At 72.2% G+C, this 15,278-nt stretch carries 15 protein-coding genes; 6 read left to right on the top strand and 9 right to left on the bottom strand.

The genetic code is table 11. The features are described 5' to 3' along the window. A partial coding sequence (locus ACZ6NC_RS23335) for a nuclear transport factor 2 family protein (protein ID WP_465735720.1) occupies window positions 1-276 on the top strand: 276 nt, incomplete at its 5' end. Window positions 277-320: 44 nt separating this feature from the next. Continuing rightward, window positions 321-1,541, top strand: coding sequence for an alpha/beta hydrolase family protein (locus ACZ6NC_RS23330; protein ID WP_465735719.1), 1,221 nt, complete (start codon window positions 321-323; stop codon window positions 1,539-1,541). A gap of 193 nt (window positions 1,542-1,734) precedes the next feature. Here the strand turns inward: ACZ6NC_RS23330 and ACZ6NC_RS23325 are convergent, their stop codons facing one another. Beyond that, a complete protein-coding gene (locus tag ACZ6NC_RS23325; protein ID WP_465735718.1) occupies window positions 1,735-2,196 on the bottom strand; it encodes a hypothetical protein in 462 nt (153 codons plus the stop codon). 91 nt (window positions 2,197-2,287) lie between these two features. Beyond that, window positions 2,288-2,581, bottom strand: a complete 294-nt coding sequence (locus ACZ6NC_RS23320) for a hypothetical protein (protein WP_465735717.1) — start codon at window positions 2,579-2,581, stop codon at window positions 2,288-2,290. A 181-nt stretch (window positions 2,582-2,762) separates the two neighbouring features. Here ACZ6NC_RS23320 and ACZ6NC_RS23315 point away from each other — a divergent pair, with 181 nt between their 5' ends. The 3 genes from ACZ6NC_RS23315 to ACZ6NC_RS23305 all read left to right on the top strand — a co-directional run bounded on the left by ACZ6NC_RS23315 (window position 2,763) and on the right by ACZ6NC_RS23305 (window position 4,906). After that, a complete protein-coding gene (locus ACZ6NC_RS23315; protein ID WP_465735716.1) occupies window positions 2,763-3,281 on the top strand; it encodes a MarR family winged helix-turn-helix transcriptional regulator in 519 nt (172 codons plus the stop codon). A 150-nt stretch (window positions 3,282-3,431) separates the two neighbouring features. Further along, on the top strand, window positions 3,432-3,926 hold the full coding sequence (locus tag ACZ6NC_RS23310; RefSeq protein ID WP_465735714.1) for a hypothetical protein: 495 nt from the start codon (window positions 3,432-3,434) through the stop codon (window positions 3,924-3,926). A gap of 116 nt (window positions 3,927-4,042) precedes the next feature. Then, the gene (locus ACZ6NC_RS23305) at window positions 4,043-4,906 is read left to right on the top strand and encodes an NmrA family NAD(P)-binding protein (RefSeq protein WP_465735712.1); all 864 of its coding nucleotides are present in this window, start codon (window positions 4,043-4,045) and stop codon (window positions 4,904-4,906) included. Window positions 4,907-5,112: 206 nt separating this feature from the next. Here the strand turns inward: ACZ6NC_RS23305 and ACZ6NC_RS23300 are convergent, their stop codons facing one another. The 6 genes from ACZ6NC_RS23300 to ACZ6NC_RS23275 form a co-directional block, all read right to left on the bottom strand. Further along, window positions 5,113-6,537, bottom strand: a complete 1,425-nt coding sequence (locus tag ACZ6NC_RS23300; RefSeq protein WP_465735710.1) for a hypothetical protein — start codon at window positions 6,535-6,537, stop codon at window positions 5,113-5,115. Window positions 6,538-6,782: 245 nt separating this feature from the next. Beyond that, entirely contained in the window at window positions 6,783-10,082 is a 3,300-nt protein-coding gene (locus tag ACZ6NC_RS23295; RefSeq protein ID WP_465735708.1) for a CHAT domain-containing protein, read from the bottom strand. Beyond that, on the bottom strand, window positions 10,079-10,243 hold the full coding sequence (locus tag ACZ6NC_RS23290) for a hypothetical protein (protein WP_465735706.1): 165 nt from the start codon (window positions 10,241-10,243) through the stop codon (window positions 10,079-10,081). Before ACZ6NC_RS23290 ends, ACZ6NC_RS23295 begins: the two co-directional genes overlap by 4 nt. Before the next feature lie 48 nt (window positions 10,244-10,291). Further along, window positions 10,292-10,783 carry a hypothetical protein gene (locus ACZ6NC_RS23285; RefSeq protein ID WP_465735704.1) on the bottom strand — a complete coding sequence of 164 codons (492 nt, stop codon included), beginning with the start codon at window positions 10,781-10,783 and terminating at the stop codon, window positions 10,292-10,294. 415 nt (window positions 10,784-11,198) lie between these two features. Then, entirely contained in the window at window positions 11,199-11,438 is a 240-nt protein-coding gene (locus ACZ6NC_RS23280) for a hypothetical protein (RefSeq protein WP_465735702.1), read from the bottom strand. 443 nt (window positions 11,439-11,881) lie between these two features. Then, window positions 11,882-12,853, bottom strand: a complete 972-nt coding sequence (locus ACZ6NC_RS23275; RefSeq protein WP_465735700.1) for a LysR family transcriptional regulator — start codon at window positions 12,851-12,853, stop codon at window positions 11,882-11,884. A gap of 156 nt (window positions 12,854-13,009) precedes the next feature. On the opposite strand from ACZ6NC_RS23275, the gene ACZ6NC_RS23270 reads away from it, so the two are divergent. Further along, the gene (locus tag ACZ6NC_RS23270) at window positions 13,010-13,798 is read left to right on the top strand and encodes an alpha/beta fold hydrolase (RefSeq protein WP_465735698.1); all 789 of its coding nucleotides are present in this window, start codon (window positions 13,010-13,012) and stop codon (window positions 13,796-13,798) included. 145 nt (window positions 13,799-13,943) lie between these two features. Here the strand turns inward: ACZ6NC_RS23270 and ACZ6NC_RS23265 are convergent, their stop codons facing one another. Beyond that, window positions 13,944-15,143, bottom strand: a complete 1,200-nt coding sequence (locus tag ACZ6NC_RS23265) for a lanthionine synthetase C family protein (protein WP_465735696.1) — start codon at window positions 15,141-15,143, stop codon at window positions 13,944-13,946. Window positions 15,144-15,278: the final 135 nt, after the last annotated feature.

Here is a 15,278-nt window from a genome sequence, read left to right as displayed (position 1 = left end):
AGGGGGGAGAACCGCACGGGTTTCCTCACCCACATCGCCCACTTGAGCGCGGTTGGGGCTGGTGTTTTGGTCGCCGTCCACGACGAGCTCGTGGACGGCGACCGGTACGCCGACCGCCACACGATGGAGGTCATCAAGACCGACGGGTCCACCGTCCGCATGGAGGTCTACGTCTTCGCCGAGTTCGCCCCCGACGGCCGGTTCCGCCGCATCGAGGAGACCACCCTCATGCTCGAAGGCGCCGACAGCGACCGAAACCTCGGCAGCGCCCGCTGAAACCCACACCACCCGGCCCGCCCCCACACCCCAGGAGACCTCCCGTGAAGCAGTTGCTGTTCCCCGAGAACCCCCAGTTCTGGTACGAGACCCTGCGCTCGATGAGCCACATCGCCTACGGCGGCGCCGACTTCGGCGAGGTGGTCTCCACCAGCGAGCGCATCAAGGAAGGCGACTACGACAGCTGGCACGACGAATGGCTCGCCACCGCCGACCGGGTGGCCGGCCAGGCCCAGCAGGCCCTCGACGCCGGCCACACCGTCAGCGCCCGGGACAGCTTCCTGCGGGCCTCCAACTACTACCGCTCGGCCGAGTTCTTCCTCCACGGCCACCCGTGCGACCCCCGCCACGACCACGCCTACGACCGCAGCGTGGCCTGCTTCCGGGCGGCCGCGGCCCTGTACACCCCCCGCATCGAACCGGTCTCCATCCCCTACGAGGGCACCACCCTGCCCGGCTACCTCTACCGCGCCGACACCACCGGAACACCCCGCCCCACCCTGATCATGCACAGCGGCTTCGACGGCACCGCCGAGGAACTGCACTTCAGCGGCGCGCTGGCGGCCCTCGAACGCGGCTACACCGTGCTCACCTTCGACGGACCCGGGCAACCGGGACCGCGCCACCACCAGGACCTCGCCTTCCGCCCCGACTGGGAGAACGTCATCACCCCCGTCGTGGACTTCGCCGAACGCCTCCCCGAGGTCGACAACAGCCGCATCTCCCTGCTCGGTTCCAGCATGGGCGGCCTGCTCGCCCCCAGGGCGGCGGCATTCGAACACCGACTGGCCGCCCTGATCGCCGTCGACGGCGTCTACGACCTCGGCGCGATATCCACCCGGCACATCCCCGGCGACCGCGCGGAAGCCGAGCAGCGCCTGCGCGCCGACGCCGACCCCGAGCTCGACGCCCGCTTCCAGCAGATCACCGCCCAGGACGCGACCGCACGGTGGGCGATCAACCACGGCATGTACGTGATGGGCGTCGACACCCCCCGGGCCTTCAGCGCCGCCTACCTCGACTACACCCTCCAGGGCGGCATCGCCGAGCAGATCCAGTGCCCCACCCTCGTGTGCGACGCCGCCGAGGACGAGTTCTTCAACGGCCAGCCCCAGCAGCTCTACGACCACCTCACCTGCCCCAGGACCCTGATGACATTCACCGCCGAGGAAGGGGCCGGCGCCCACTGCCACCCCGGCGCCATGCGCCACTCCCTCGCCCGCATCCTCGACTGGCTCGACGACACCCTCACCACGACGTCCTGAAGACGCCCGCGACGCAGCACGGGGACGGCCTGGCCCCGGCAGCCGCCGGACGGTCAAGGGCGGCCTGGGCCCCGGCGGGTATCCCGCCCCGGATGTGGGCGGTGACAGGGGCAGTCTGCGCGCCGAGGGTGGCGATCGGCTCGCGCCCTGCGTCCCGTGGGGCGAAGGGGGCCTCGGCCAGGACCTCCTGGTCTCAGCGGACGGTGACCTGGATGGTCTTGGTGACGCTGTTGCACCCGTATTGCGAGCCTGCGGGTGCTTCGGCCTCGCAACCGACGACGCTGCGGAACTCCCAGGCCAGCGTAGTGGTGCCGGGGGCGAGGGCGATGAAGGTCTGGTCGACACCCGAGGCGCAGCCCATCGAGTCCGGGGCGCAGGTGCTGTAGTTGACGTCGGGACCGCGCCGCAGGACGGCGCCGTCGCCGGTCGAGGTGAGGTGCCAGGCCCGTGCCAGGTTGCTGGGGGTCCCACTGACACCGAGGCGGTCCCCGACGGCCAGGGTCACCGTGCTGGGCGGGTACGCGGTGGCGTGCCAGGCATCCGAGTTGGCCGGCAGGGCGATCTCCGTCCTCGGCTGGCTGTTGGCCGGGTCGGTGGAGGGCCCGCCGGAGGTACAGGCGGCGAGCAGGGGCGCGGCGGTCAGAATGGCAGTCACAGTGGCGGGCAGTCGGCGCATCAGTTCCCCGCCTCCCGGGTCCGGCGACGCAGGGTGGCCTGCTGGGCCTGCTGGAGGTCCCTGAGCTTGCTCATCCCGCCCGGCCCGGGGGCATCGGCGCGGCGACCTTGGCTTCCGCGGCTCGATTGTTGCTGCCGGTGGTCGCCGACTTCTGCACCGGGTTGTCCACGGCCCGCGGGGTGACGTGCGGTTCCTGCAACCGGTTGCTGTCGAACGATGCCCAGGCCTGGTTCACCCCGTACCCACCGACGGCGGTGGACGTGAGGTTGGCCGATGCGAGATCGGTGGCCACGTTGTGGAGCGCCCGCTCCACGCCGTCCGATGCGTCCTGTCGGACCGTGTACCCGCCCGGTTGATCAGCCATCCGCCCGTCTCCCCCCGTTGATGGTCGATGCCCGCCGTGATCGAACGCGCACGGTCGATGAGCATAGACGTGGCCGGCAGGAGTGCCGGCGCGGGTGGTGCGACTCCCGGCCGGTTCGACCATGGCAGCCAGGCGCCAGGACACCTTGACAGTCCAAGTAATTAGCTGCCATATTATTTGCATGATGAGAGATGGGGTCGACGGCGAGGCTCCCACGCTGGACCAGGCCAGGCGGCAGGTCGAGCACTACGGCCTGGAGGCCGATCCACAGGCGGTGCTGGTCGCGGTACGGCTGATCTCGGCGGGTGCGCGGGTCGGCCGGGCGGCCGAGGCGCACTTCGCCAGGTTCGGCCTGTCGACAGGGCGCTACCGCCTGCTCGCCGACCTCGAAGCCCACGGCGGAGAGAAGTCCCCTTCACGCCTTGCGGCAGACCTCGACGTCTCCAGGGCCACGATCACCGGCCTGCTGGACGGCCTCGAACGCGAGGGCCTGATCGCCCGACGCCCGTCGACGGAGGACGGGCGGGGCACGGTGGCCATTCTGACGGCGCGCGGTGCGCAGCGCCTGCGCGACATGGCGCCCGAGCATTTCGGGCGACTGGAGGCGATGGTGGGCGGGCTCAGTGTCGAGGAGCGCGCGGTATTCCTGGATCTGCTCGCCCGCGTGGTGCGCGGCAGCGCGACCCTGGCCGCCGACTGACCCGACTCTCGGCCAGCTTGGCCCCGCCCTCTGGGCGTGGCCCTTTTTCACGGACCAATAGTTAGCTACCTAATTACTTTGGTGGGGCAGGGCCGCCGGCCGCCCCGCAGCAACCCCTCGCGTCCTCACGCCGACGAGAAAGAGGCCCGCATGCCCGGAACGAAGGACAGCGCAACGAAGGACCCCGCGGCGAAGGACAGAGCCGACCGAAGCCGGGCGGCGTCGCGGCCGTTCATCCTGTGGCGCGAGGTACTGACCGCCTACGCCGCCCCCGCACTGATGGCCGGCACCGCCGGGGTCGTCACCGGGCAGCGTGACCTGGCGGTGGCGGCGTGCACCTCCATCGCCGGCACCTCCGCCGTGGTGGCGTTCCTGGTCGGCGCCTGGCTACGGCACGGCGGGCAGCCGCGGCGGTGGACCACCGCGATACCGCGCGTCGCCCTGACCGCCGTCCTCGTCGTCACCGCCACCGGCGCAGCGGCCCTGCTGGGGTGGTCCGCCGCCCGATGGCTACCCGCCCACACCCCGGCCCCCACCAGCCCCTGGCTCGAACGCCTGCGCATCGACCTGCCCCTCTCCGCAGCCCTCGCCACCACCATCGTCACCCTGCGCTGGCGCAGCACCACCACCGCACCCCGGCCATAGCCCACCCCTGCACCGGACCCACCCGCCCGGCTCAACCGGGCCCACGCCGGCGGCACCCGCCGCCGGGAAACCGACCAGGAACCCCCCAGGAAGTGAGGACACCGATGATCGTTGTCATGGGAGCGACCGGAGTGACCGGCAACGCCCTGCTCCACAGCCTCCTCGCACTCGGCGAACCCGTTCGCGCGCTGACCCGCACCCCGCAGCGGCCACTGCCCGGCCTTGCCGGCCCACACCGTTCGCTTCTCGAGGTCCAGTACGCCGACGCCGCCGACCCCGATTCGCTGCGCACCGCCTTCAAGGGCGCAAGCGGGCTCTTCCTCGCCATGGCCAACAGCCCCGCACAGGTCGAACTCGAAACGCGCGTCATCGACATCGCCGCCCACACCGGCATCGGGCACATCGTCAAGATCTCCGCGCCCGCAGCCGAACCCGACTCCCCCGTCGCCATATCCCGCGGACACCACGCCATCGAGAACCACCTGCGCGCCTCAGGGCTCACCCACACCATCCTGCGCCCCTACGCGTTCATGCAGAACCTCCTGCGACTGGCCCCCACCGTCGCCCAGGGCATCATCCTCGGCACGATGGGCGACGCGCCCTGCAACTACATCGACGGCCGCGACATCGGCGACGTCGCCACCGCCGCGCTCACCCGGCCCGACATCGCCGGCGGCAGCTACACCCTCACCGGCCCGCAAGCCGTGTCCCATCCCGAACTCGCCTCCCGACTCACCGCCCTGACCGGCAATCAGGTCCGCTACGTCAACCTCACCCCGAACGAACTGCGCGACAACCTCATCCACCACGCCCACATGCCCACCTGGCTCGCCGATCACGTGACAGAGATCCAACAACTCGCCATCACCCGGCCCGAAACCCCCACCAGCGCCGTCGCCGACATCCTCGGCCGCCCGCCCCGCACCCTGGACGCCTTCCTGCGCGAACACGGCGACCACTTCGGCCGACAGGACCGATAGGTTCTCCCGCGCCGATGCTGTTGCCCGCCGGACCGCCGGCCACCCGTCCGGGAGGACTACCGTACGGCGGCCCGCACATCCGGCATCGCCCGTGCCCGGCGCTGGACCGTCGCGGTGTCAGGTCCGGCTTTCCGCGCCTTACGCCGATCCGGCTTCGCCGTCGTGCCGGCTCGTCGGGGCACCTCCCCTGATCGGGCCCGGTTGCGCTAGCGGAGCAGGCGCCGCCGGAGCCGCATCACGCCCGCGACCGCCAGGTACAGCAACCAGCCGAGGACGATACCCAGGAGCAGCACGAGCAGCGGCACGAGGAGCAGCTCGCCGAAGAAGTCCTCGGCGGGGACGATCCGGCCCTGCTCGGCGAGCAGGTGGTAGAGCAGCCAGCCGGCCGGCCAGCACGCGGCGGCCAGCAGGAACAGGCCTTCGAACGGCTCCTGGGCGTCGGGCTTGGGGGTGAGCACCCGCGACACGGACACCGGGCCGTCGGCGGGAAGCGCACCGGCGGTACCGGCGTCCAAAGAGGTCGCGTCCGGGGAGGCCGCGCCAGCGGTGGGCGCGTCCGGGGAGGGGGCGTCCGGGGAGGGGGCGTGGCCCCAGACGGTGGTGCCGTGGTCGAGGGTGAGCAGCGCCCGGCGCGTGGCCGGTTCCCAGGCGAGCCACCCGGTGGCGGGGACGAGGTGGCCGGGGCCGTGCTCCAGCGCGGGGCAGTGCATCGTGCGGGGAACCGGGCTGGTGGAACCCCACGCGTGTGCGCCGACGGGTTGTTCGAGGATCAGCCAGCGAACCGTCGGACCCTCCTCGCCGTCGGTGCCGGGCAGCGTGACCTCCGTGGCGGTGCCGGGGACGGCCACGCGCGCCCAGCACAGCGGTCCGGACAGGAATGCCTCGCTCGCCCTGCGGGTGGGTGCGCCGCCTGCGGCACGGCCGACAACGAAGGCGATCAGGGCCGCGGCGAGGGCGACGGCGGCCCAGACCCGGCCGGCGGTGCGCTGCAGCGGGGCGGGTTCCAACAGGGACGCGAGTTCGCGCTCGGCGAGGGCGCTGGGTGAGCTGCTGCCGGGGACGTACAGGACGCGCAGCCGGGTCCCGACGGGCAGACCGTCGGTGGCGGTCGAGGAGCGGAGGTCGATCGGCCCGCCCGGGGTGCCGTCGAGCGGTCCGAGGCGGAACGGCGCGTAGCGGGGGTAGGCGGGCAGTGGGTCCCCGTTGACGGTCGGGGGCAGGATCTCGAAGTCGCCCCAGCGTGCTCCGGCCTCGTCGAGTGCGATCCGGCGCTCGGCCATGTCGCCGGACGTCCCGGTGAACGGCGCGTCCATGGCCGGGACGACGGCCACGGCGAGCAGGGTGACGACGCCGGCCTTCACGGCGCGCCGCCAGGCCCGGCGGCGGATCCGAGTGGCGACGGTGCGCAGATCGGCGACGGTGGGGCGGGGCGTGTCGGCCGCAGTGGGTGCGGCGGGCGCCAGTTCGGGGGCGAGGAAGGACGCGAGCACCCACAGTGCGGCGCTCGTGAGAGCCGCCACCAACGCCTTGACCAGGAGCGGGTCGCCGGCGGGCGTCCACGGGCGCCGTACGGCCAGAGCCACGCACGCCGCGATCAGCACGACGGTCACACCGCCCAGTGCCCTGGTCACCACCGTCGGTCGGTGGTCCGGGAGGCGGGCGGCTCTCGTGTCGCCGCCGTCCCCTTCCGCCGTGGCATCCCTCCCGACGCCCTCACCCCTCCCGGCGTCCGCCTCCCTCCCTGAGCCCGCGTTCGTGTCCGCGATGTCAGGTTCCTCGGTCACCAGTCCCCCCGGGCCGGTCGTCCCCTCGCAGCACCTGTGTGCGACAGGGGGAGGCTACCCGCCGGCCCGGCTTCGGACCACAGAGTCAGGCGTCAGACACCGGTGTAGACGAAGCCCGCCCAGTGTGAGGGGCCTTCGTGGATCCGCTGGTCGACCAGCGCCGCCATGTCGGCGTCCGGTTCCCCGTCCGGGTCGAGCAGCCGGAACTCCGGTAGGCAGGCATGCTTCTCGGCGAGGGTCGTGTCGCGCAGCCAGATCTGGGCCCGGCGCAGCGCCTCCGGGGGATCCACCTTCGCACCGCGCCACAGCTGGTAAAACCTCGCGGTCAGCAGGCCGGACGACATGTCACCGACCGGCCAGAGCGTGCCGATGACGCCGGCGGCGCCCGCATGGAGGATCCCCGTGTGCAGGGCGATGACCTCGTCCGGGACGGACCCGCCGGCCACACCGGTCTCGCAGGCAGACAGGACCGCGAGCCGGACATGGGCCAGTCTCCGTGTCAGGAGGTCCTCCAGCGTGATGGGTTCGTCGTCGGCGGCCACCAGCCGACTGCGCAGGGGTTCGCCGAGCGATGCCTCGCCGTGGCACGCGAAGTGTACGACCGGGAAGCGGTCCAGTGCCTCGAGGATGTCGGACCGGGTCGACTCCGAGGTGCGCATCACCGTTCCGTCGGCGAACCAGCGGCGGGCTGCCGCCACCTCCTGCTCGCTCGCTGGCAGCGTGGGGTCGTTGATCGCCAGCACTGCGGTGGCTGCCTCGTCGTACGGCGGTCGCTCGAGGAGGGAGCGCGCGCTGGGTGCGTAGGTGATCAGAGCAGCGTCGAGTGCGTAGCGCCGCCCGGTGACCGTGTCCGGATCGGTGATCCACGCCGCGTGGAGCGGAAGCCAGCTGAGCAGGTCGCCCGCCACGAGGACGACGCGCGGCCTGCGGAGAGATGAGAGCAGCGGTCCCATGACGAGCTCCCACAGTTCCCCGGAGACGGCGGCGAGGTCCGTGTCCCAGCCGTCCGAACTACCGTCGGTGACCAGTCGCTCGTACGCCGTCCGGAACGTCGTCACCAGGGTTTCGAGCCTCCCCACGGTCAAGGTGTCGAGCCAGAGGAGCTCCGGATCACCCGCCGGGTCGTCGCTGTTCCCGACCAGAAGGACCAGTCCGCCGACGTCGGTGACGGCAATGTAGGCCAGCGGGGCGGTCACGGCCGCGCTCGCGATCCGGGCGTATGGCAGCGGCGGGCGGCGGGCCTTGGCGTCCCGGGTCTTCTCGCCGGGCGGTTCCAGCGCTTCCGAGAGCAGGACGGCTCGTCCCTGCTCCAGGGTCTCCACTGCCTGCCCGGTGCGTCCCAGCCTGGCCAGTGCGTAGGCCGCTCGGGGAGCAAGTTCCCGACCCTGTTCCAGGAGCACCGCCTTGTCCCGCGGCCCGGTCTGCAGCCGGTACATCCGATCGGCCGCCTCCAGCCCGATGCGGGATGCGTCAAGCGCCGTCTCCCAGTCACCACGGTCGGCCGCACTTCGGCTCCAGTTCAGTGCCGCGAGCAGTACCGCGTGCGGCGACGAGCGCTGGGCAAGGGCGCAACTCTCCCGCCAGGAGTCATCGGCCTCGCCGGTGAGGTCGGCGCAGTGGGAGCGGAGGCGGTCGGCCTCCAGCGCGTTGGCGAGGGCGTTCAGGAGCGCTGCCCGCTCCGGCGAGCCCGCCGGTGTGCTGCGGAGAGCTGCCCGGGTGGCAGCCACGGACTCCTCCGTGCCCGCCGTATCACCCGTGGCTCTGGATCGGTCGAACAGCGCTTCGCCAAGCCATGCCAGGTACTTGTGCCGGTGCGGGTCGTCCTCGCAGCTGCGGGCCAGGGCCTCCTGCTGGAGGTCGACCGCGCGATCCAGGTCGGCGATGTCCTCCGACACGGAGTAGCGGGCGCGGAGCGCCTCGCCGAGCGACGATGCGTGGCGCGGCCAGTCGGGCGAGTCGGCGGTTGTGGCCGCGAGTGCGCCTTCGAAGCACCGCAGGCACTCGTCGAGGTCCTCCTCCCGGATGTCCGCCATCCAGGCGCGGAGCAGGAGACCCCCGAGGTTCGAGACGATGTCCGGCCAGCGGTCCGGGGAGCGGATACGCGCGAACTCGGCGGCCTCCCGGGTCAGCCCAGTGGCGGTCCGCAGATCGGCGAGGTCGCCCTCCTGGTCGTACTGGGCGGCGAGAACTCCGGCGTAGAGGTTCAGGACCTCGTGGTGATCGCGGTCCTCCCCGGCGCCGGCCGCGGCCATGGCCCGGGCGTCGGTGAGCGCCTTCCGCAGGTGCTTCGGGCGCCCTCCGGACTCGAATCGCTCGAGCGCGTCGTACACGCTGTCGTACAGCTCGTTCACACGCTTCCTGCGGTCGGCGTCACTCCACAGCCGGCCCAGCCCGGTGGACTCCACGTACGCGTCGATGGCCGCATCGGCCCCCGTACGCCGACAGGTGCGGATCAGCGATGCGATCGCGTCGTAGCGTTCGACGATACGCTCGCCCTGCGCCTCAGCCTTGTGCCGGCGGCGGTCGAGCAGATCGTCCACCCCGTCCGTCAGCAACTCGGGGAACCGCTCGAACACCGCCTTCACGGCCGTGCGAGACCTGGAGCGGCCGAAGGCAGCCAGCGCTTGTCGGAGCTCACCGAACCCGGCCTCGATTCGGTCCGGGCGTGGGCCGGTCCGGGATGCGCCGGTCCGGTTGGCAGCAGCCCCAGCGGCAGTCGGCACCGGGACGCAGCCGGGAAGGTCCCAGCTCTGCGTGGTAGCCGTGAACGAGCACGGTACGTGGCTTCGCAGCGCCCCGAGCAGGTCGAGGTCCGGTGCCGAGAGGCGACTGGCGGCCTGGGCCATGCGGTGGCCGGCGATGTCCTGGACCAGGCCGGAGGCCACCCCTCGGGCGACCTCGGCGCACTTCAAGCCGGAGGTCTCCACGTTCATGCGGAGCGTGAGCGTGACCGGTTCCTCGGCCGTGAGGCAGTGGACGGCGATCTGTGCCGTCCTCACGCCGAGCGTGCTGCGGACGTCCACCTGGACCGACGCTGCCCAGTCGAAGCGGATCTGTCCCGCGAACCAGGGCGTCGGCACGCCGGGCCACGGTCGGCGTCCGGCGGCCTCGCGCCAGCCCAGCGTGTCGTCCGCCGCGGCGAGCCAGGAGGACAGGTACAGGATCCGTCGGTCCGTGATGACACAGGTCGCCGGGCTGCCGAGTTCCCACAGCAGCGCCAGGAAGGGCCGACCGGCCGCCTGCGGTCGAAGGCTCCACTGGGAGACCTGTACCGTGCCCTGCCAGCGGATCGACTCGCCGGGCCCGAGCAGTGGCAGGTGCGCGGGCGTGAGCGCGGGTGCGGCGTCGCCCGTGGAGGTGGATCCGTCCGCCGGAGCGAGCAGTGGGATCACTCCTCGTCCTCCTCCGTCTGCCGTGCCAGCTTCCGCTTGATCTCTTCCTGCTCGTCGGGCGTGATCCGCTTCTGGCGGACACCACCGGTGAGCCGGTCCAGGACGGCCTTGCGTTCCAGGTCTTTCCGCTTCTTCGCGGCAGAGTCCGTCGGTTCGGCCACGGCCGCCACCTCCTCGGTCCGACATTCCTCCGCCCACCGGGCGGGGCCTCAGAGAACGATGATTTCGTTGGATTCCCATCCCGTCGGGTACCGGCGGGTGCTCCGGCGTCGGGCGACCGCCCTCACCCGCACCCGGAACGCGGGCCGGCCGGCTGTCGCCTCATCTCCTGCGACAACGGCAAGGATCTCGTCCGACACCGCCTCGCCCGGCTCGATCCAGTCGTGCTCCGAGAAGATCGGACCGGCCATGACGTCCCTCCAGGTGGCGGGTCTTCCGGGTTCGAGTCGGTCGACCACTTGGAGTTCCACGATGCGAAGCTCGCTGTCGAGGGGGATCTTCGCGGATCCGGTGTTCCTGAGGACGGCCCTCACTTTGATCCGGTAGCCGTCGTCAAACCGCTCGACCTCGGACACGGTGGACAGCTCGGCCCGATAGCCGAAGGTCCTTCCCCGGGCGACCTTGAAGTAGGCCCACAGCCCTCCAGCGAGGATGCCGAAGGCCGTCGTCAGATCCTTGATGTCGGCGGCCGTGCTGCTCATGCCGAAAGCTCTCAGTCTCCAACGTGGTCGATCACCCCACCGTCCGTGGGCTCGCCGTCCTGCACCGTCCCACTCCAGGCTCGCGCGGGGGCGCAGGGGCCGCGACTCGGTGGTGCTCGGCGGGTGGTCACCACGATGCCGGCAGCCCACGCCTGCCCGCCCCACCGTCCCACCCAACCGCCCTCACGAGCGACGGAACAGCGGCGACACCCGGTTTCGGCAGATACGGTCCGGGCGGCAGCAGCCGTTCAGCGGCAAGTCGGCATCACTCCCGCTACCGGAGCCGGCACGACCGGACAGGACGTAACCGGTGGCGGGGCCTGCACCAGCCGGCCCCACCAGCTCCGGCCCGCCCCGCACACGCGTTGGCCCGCCGGCGAACGGAGCCGGCGGGCCAACGGGCGCAACTACTGGGCTAGGCGAGGAACTTGGCGATCGCCGCCGCCTTACGCTGCAGCTTCTCGGGGCTCACCGAGGCCAGCTCGGCGGCGATCTTGTCGGCGTGCGTCTTCAGTTGCTTCACCACGGTGGTGTCGGTGTCGCCCTCACCCGCCGTCCCCGCCTCGGCGAGGCGGGCGGCCTGGACGCAGGTCTGCGTCTGCGGCTCCAGAATGGTCAGCAGGGCGTAGAGCTTGGCGAGTTCCTCGATGGTCATGATGGCCTCCCAGGTTTCGGGGCGTACGAATCATCACGTAGCGTACCCACTCGACTCCCCTCCGTCGTGGAGACACGGCCGCGAGCAGCTCGGGCGCTGGGCCAGGCGCAGCGGGCCGGCCGGCCCGGCCCGGAGCCCGGTCAACGGAACCTGCGCTCAGCGATCGGCATCGGCGCGATCGGGATCGGGATCGGGATCGGCGGGGACTCCGAACTCCGCGGTCTGCGCCGGCAACTCGATCCTGGGCACGAGAACCAGCACCGCCCCTTCGCCGCGAGACGGCGGGCGCAGGCGGCGGCGATCAGGGTCTTGCCGGAACCGGTGGCGTGGGAGTGTGACTGGGCACTGCACTTGACGGATGGGTCTTGAGTTGGGCGCGTAAGCGTCTCGTTCGGCAAGGACGTTCTCGTCGATGCAGCTGGTGAGCCTGGAGGAGTACTCGCTCAGTGAACGACCAGCGGGGGCACGTTGACGTCACCGGCCGACGCCGGGCAGCCGGGCAATCGGTGAGCCGGGCTCTGCACCCGGGTCCCCTCGACTGCCTCGTAGCAGGCTTCGATCAGGGCACGCAGCGCGCCCCGGGGCGGACCGTTCCGCACCGCAAGGCAGGTCTGCATGACGGGCGCCGGGTCGCTCAGGGGGCGGAACACCACGCCGGGAACGGAGAGCTGATCGGCGTGCGGGGCGTAGAAGACCGTCCAGGACGGCTTGCCGTAGCCGATGGCGGCGAGGGTGTCCTGGTCGTTGGTGAACTCCGGGCCCAGGACGGGCGTGTAGCCGGCGGCCCGGCAGGAGCGCAGCACCAGGTCGTGGAGTGCGGGGTTGCGGGAGCGGGGGGAGAGCCGCAGCGGTAGTTCCGCGAGCCGGGCCAGCGCGACGCTCTCCCGCGCGGCAAGCTCGTGGCCCGCGGGTAGCGCCGCCATCAGCGTGTCCTGCCACAGCGGCAGGAACTCCAGCCCAGGTTCGGTCCGTTCACCGCGCAGCAGGGCGGCGTCCAGGTCACTGGCCCGCACCCGCGCCAGGCGTTCCTCGGTACTGCTGGTGACGAGTTCCAACTGGGCGTGTCCGGTACGTCGGGTGAACGCCGTGAGTACCGCGTCCAGCCGGGCACCCAGCCCGGAGCTGGTGCCGAGGCGCACCGTCGCGGCCTGTTCGGCGCGTAGTTCGTCGATGGCCTCCCGGGCACGTGCCTGGAGGGCGAGCATCTCCCTGGCGTACGGGAGGAGCCGGTTGCCGGCCTCGGTGAGCCGGACAACACGGGTGGAACGGGCGAACAACTCGCTGCCCAGCTCACGTTCGAGCCGACGCAGCTGCTGACTGACCGCGGACTGCACGATGTGCAACCGCTCGGCGGCACGGCCGAAGTGCAGCTCCTCCGCCACCGCGAGGAAGTAGCGCAACTGACGCAGCTCCATGGCCCCCGGCCTCTCTGCCCGCCCTGACCAACATTAATCACCGTTCGCGATCAGTGTAGGCGCGGATCGCTCATTGGCCGGCAGAGATGATCGCGGTTGGCTGGGGGCATCACGAACCGCGCGGCCCGCAAGGACCCACGAAGAAGAGGAGAACCCATGCCCAGCCTGGACATCAACGACACCACGCTCCACTACGAGGACGAGGGGGCCGGTCCGACGCTGCTGTTCCTGCACGGCTGGGGCACCAGCGGCCGGACCTGGGGCGCCCAGCTGCCTGAGTTCACCCGCGACCACCGGGTCGTCACCCTCGACTGGCGCGGCTGCGGGCGCTCGGCCCGCCCCGTCCGAGGCAACACCACGGCCGGGGTGGTCAGCGACCTGGTGGCGCTGATCGGCGCGCTGCGGCTGGACCGGCCGGTGGTCGTCGGATCGTCGATCGGCGGGACCTTCGCCACCGAACTGGGGCTGCGGCGACCCGAGTTGATCGCGGGCATCGTCCCGGTGGGAGCGCCGGGGTACTGGCCGTCGGCAGAGGGCCAGGCAGAGCTCGTCGCCGCTCTGCGCCGCGACCGGGCCGGTACGGTCGCCGATTGGGTGCCGGGGTGGTACGCGCCAGGCACCGCGCCCGCGCTCATCGACTGGACTGTCCGCCAGATCCTCGACTCCGGCGTCCACATCGACGAGCACCAGGCCACCGCCGACGGCTACGACCCACGCCCGACCCTGCCCGGGCTGCGGGTACCGATCCACTACATCCACGGTGAGCTGGACACCGCGATCCCCCTGGAGGTGGCCCGGACCTGCGCCGCCCTCACCACCGGAGCCGAGGTGACCGTGATCGCCGACGCCGCTCACATGCCACACCAGGAGCTCCCCGACCGGTTCAACGCCGCACTGCGCGCCGCGCTCGCCCGGATGGCCCAGGCCGCCCGCACCACTCCGTAACCTGCCCGGACAAGCCCACCGAGACCGTCCCGGTCAAGACGGGTACCGCCGACCTGGACCGACAGCCGACCGACAGCCGACCGACAGCCCCCCTGGATCCCACCGGCGCCGCAGATCAGACCGGCCCGCTGCTCGGCCGCGCGCCCTATGCCAGGAGGAGGGTCCGGTCCCAGGCCGGGGGCGTGTCGGTGGCGGCGGCGAGGAGTGCGAGGGTCACTCCGGCGGCACCGTCGAGGTATCCGGGGCCGTCGGCCGCGGCGAGGGGGCCGGCTGCGAGCAGCTGTTCGGTGAGTTCGGCCGCGGTGCGGGTGAGGTCCGAGTCCTCGGTGTCGTGGGCGAACCGTGAAGTGATGTAGAGCAGACCTGCGAGCCCGTGGCACAGGCCCGGGGCGCCGTGGGTGCCGCCTTGCGCGGCGGTGCGCCGGTGGACAGCCCTGATGGCCCGGACGGCCAGGTCGCGCAGGGCGGGGTCGTCGAGTGCGGCCGCGGCGAGCCACAGGGACCGGGCGATGCCGGGGCTGCCGTAGCACCAGGAGGAGCTGCCGGTGCGGGGATTGGACGGGGCCGGGTGTCCGGCCGGGGCGATCTTCCCTGGCCAGTCGGGGCCGTGCGCGTCGTCGACGCGTTGTGCGGTGAGCCAGCGTGCGGTCCGGGCAACGGCCTCCGCGTGCCCGGGAACGGTGATGCCGGCGGAGAGGGCGAGGGAGAGCAGTGCCAGCGGTCCGCAGATGCCGTGTGCCAGACCGCAGTCGAGCAGCCCGTGGGGGAATTCCTCGCGCGTCGAGACGTCTCGGATCTGCGCTGCGGGGGTGTACCAGCGGGGTGTCCCGGCGTCTTCGCCGCACAGGGCCACCAGGGCCGTGAGCACGGCGCACAGGGCTCGGCGGGTCTGCGGCTCGTGGTGGCGGCACAGCAGGTAGGCGCCGGTGCCGGTGAGTCCGGAGACGACGTCGAAGGTGCGGACGGGCACGCCGTGGAGGTGGTCGCCGAGTGCGCGTGCCCGTGTGGTGGCTTCCCGGACGAGGGTGTCGTGGACCTCGGGCAGCACATCGGCGTCGCCGGTGAGGGTCCACGCGGTGAAGGCGAGGCCGCCGAGGCCGCCGAACAGGCCCGGGGACGCGGTCCCCAGGCGCCGGGCTCCGGCGGCCGACGCGGCGAGGTAGCCACGGGCCGGCGCGTCCCATCCCCGCCCGGGAAGACTCCGGTCGAGTTGGTGGTAGGCCAGGGCGATTCCCGGGCCGCCGCCGTCGAGGTCGGGCCGCACGCAGGTGGGGGCGGGACGGGGGCGCCCGGCCAGGGAGGCGACGAAGTCGAGTGCTGCCGCGGCGGTGTCCGGGGGCAGCACCGCATCCCATTGCTTCAGCGCAGGCTCCCTCGTGACGGGGCGTGGGGGGGGGGGGGGGGGGGGGGGGGGGGGGGGGGGGGGGGGGGGGGGTGGGGGGTGGGGGGGGGGGGGGGGGGGGGGGGGGGGGGGGGTGGT

It is taken from the genome of Kitasatospora sp. NPDC041988 (assembly GCF_055588525.1).
This window is presented reverse-complemented; position numbering and strand designations above follow the sequence as displayed.

Coding starts and splice junctions, on each gene's coding strand:
- ACZ6NC_RS23280 (WP_465735702.1), bottom strand. CDS start 11,438: ATGACCATCGAGGAACTCGCCAAGCTCTACGCCCTGCTGACCATTCTG.
- ACZ6NC_RS23320 (WP_465735717.1), bottom strand. CDS start 2,581: ATGGCTGATCAACCGGGCGGGTACACGGTCCGACAGGACGCATCGGAC.
- ACZ6NC_RS23270 (WP_465735698.1), top strand. CDS start 13,010: ATGCCCAGCCTGGACATCAACGACACCACGCTCCACTACGAGGACGAG.
- ACZ6NC_RS23285 (WP_465735704.1), bottom strand. CDS start 10,783: ATGAGCAGCACGGCCGCCGACATCAAGGATCTGACGACGGCCTTCGGC.
- ACZ6NC_RS23275 (WP_465735700.1), bottom strand. CDS start 12,853: ATGGAGCTGCGTCAGTTGCGCTACTTCCTCGCGGTGGCGGAGGAGCTG.
- ACZ6NC_RS23310 (WP_465735714.1), top strand. CDS start 3,432: ATGCCCGGAACGAAGGACAGCGCAACGAAGGACCCCGCGGCGAAGGAC.
- ACZ6NC_RS23305 (WP_465735712.1), top strand. CDS start 4,043: ATGGGAGCGACCGGAGTGACCGGCAACGCCCTGCTCCACAGCCTCCTC.
- ACZ6NC_RS23315 (WP_465735716.1), top strand. CDS start 2,763: ATGATGAGAGATGGGGTCGACGGCGAGGCTCCCACGCTGGACCAGGCC.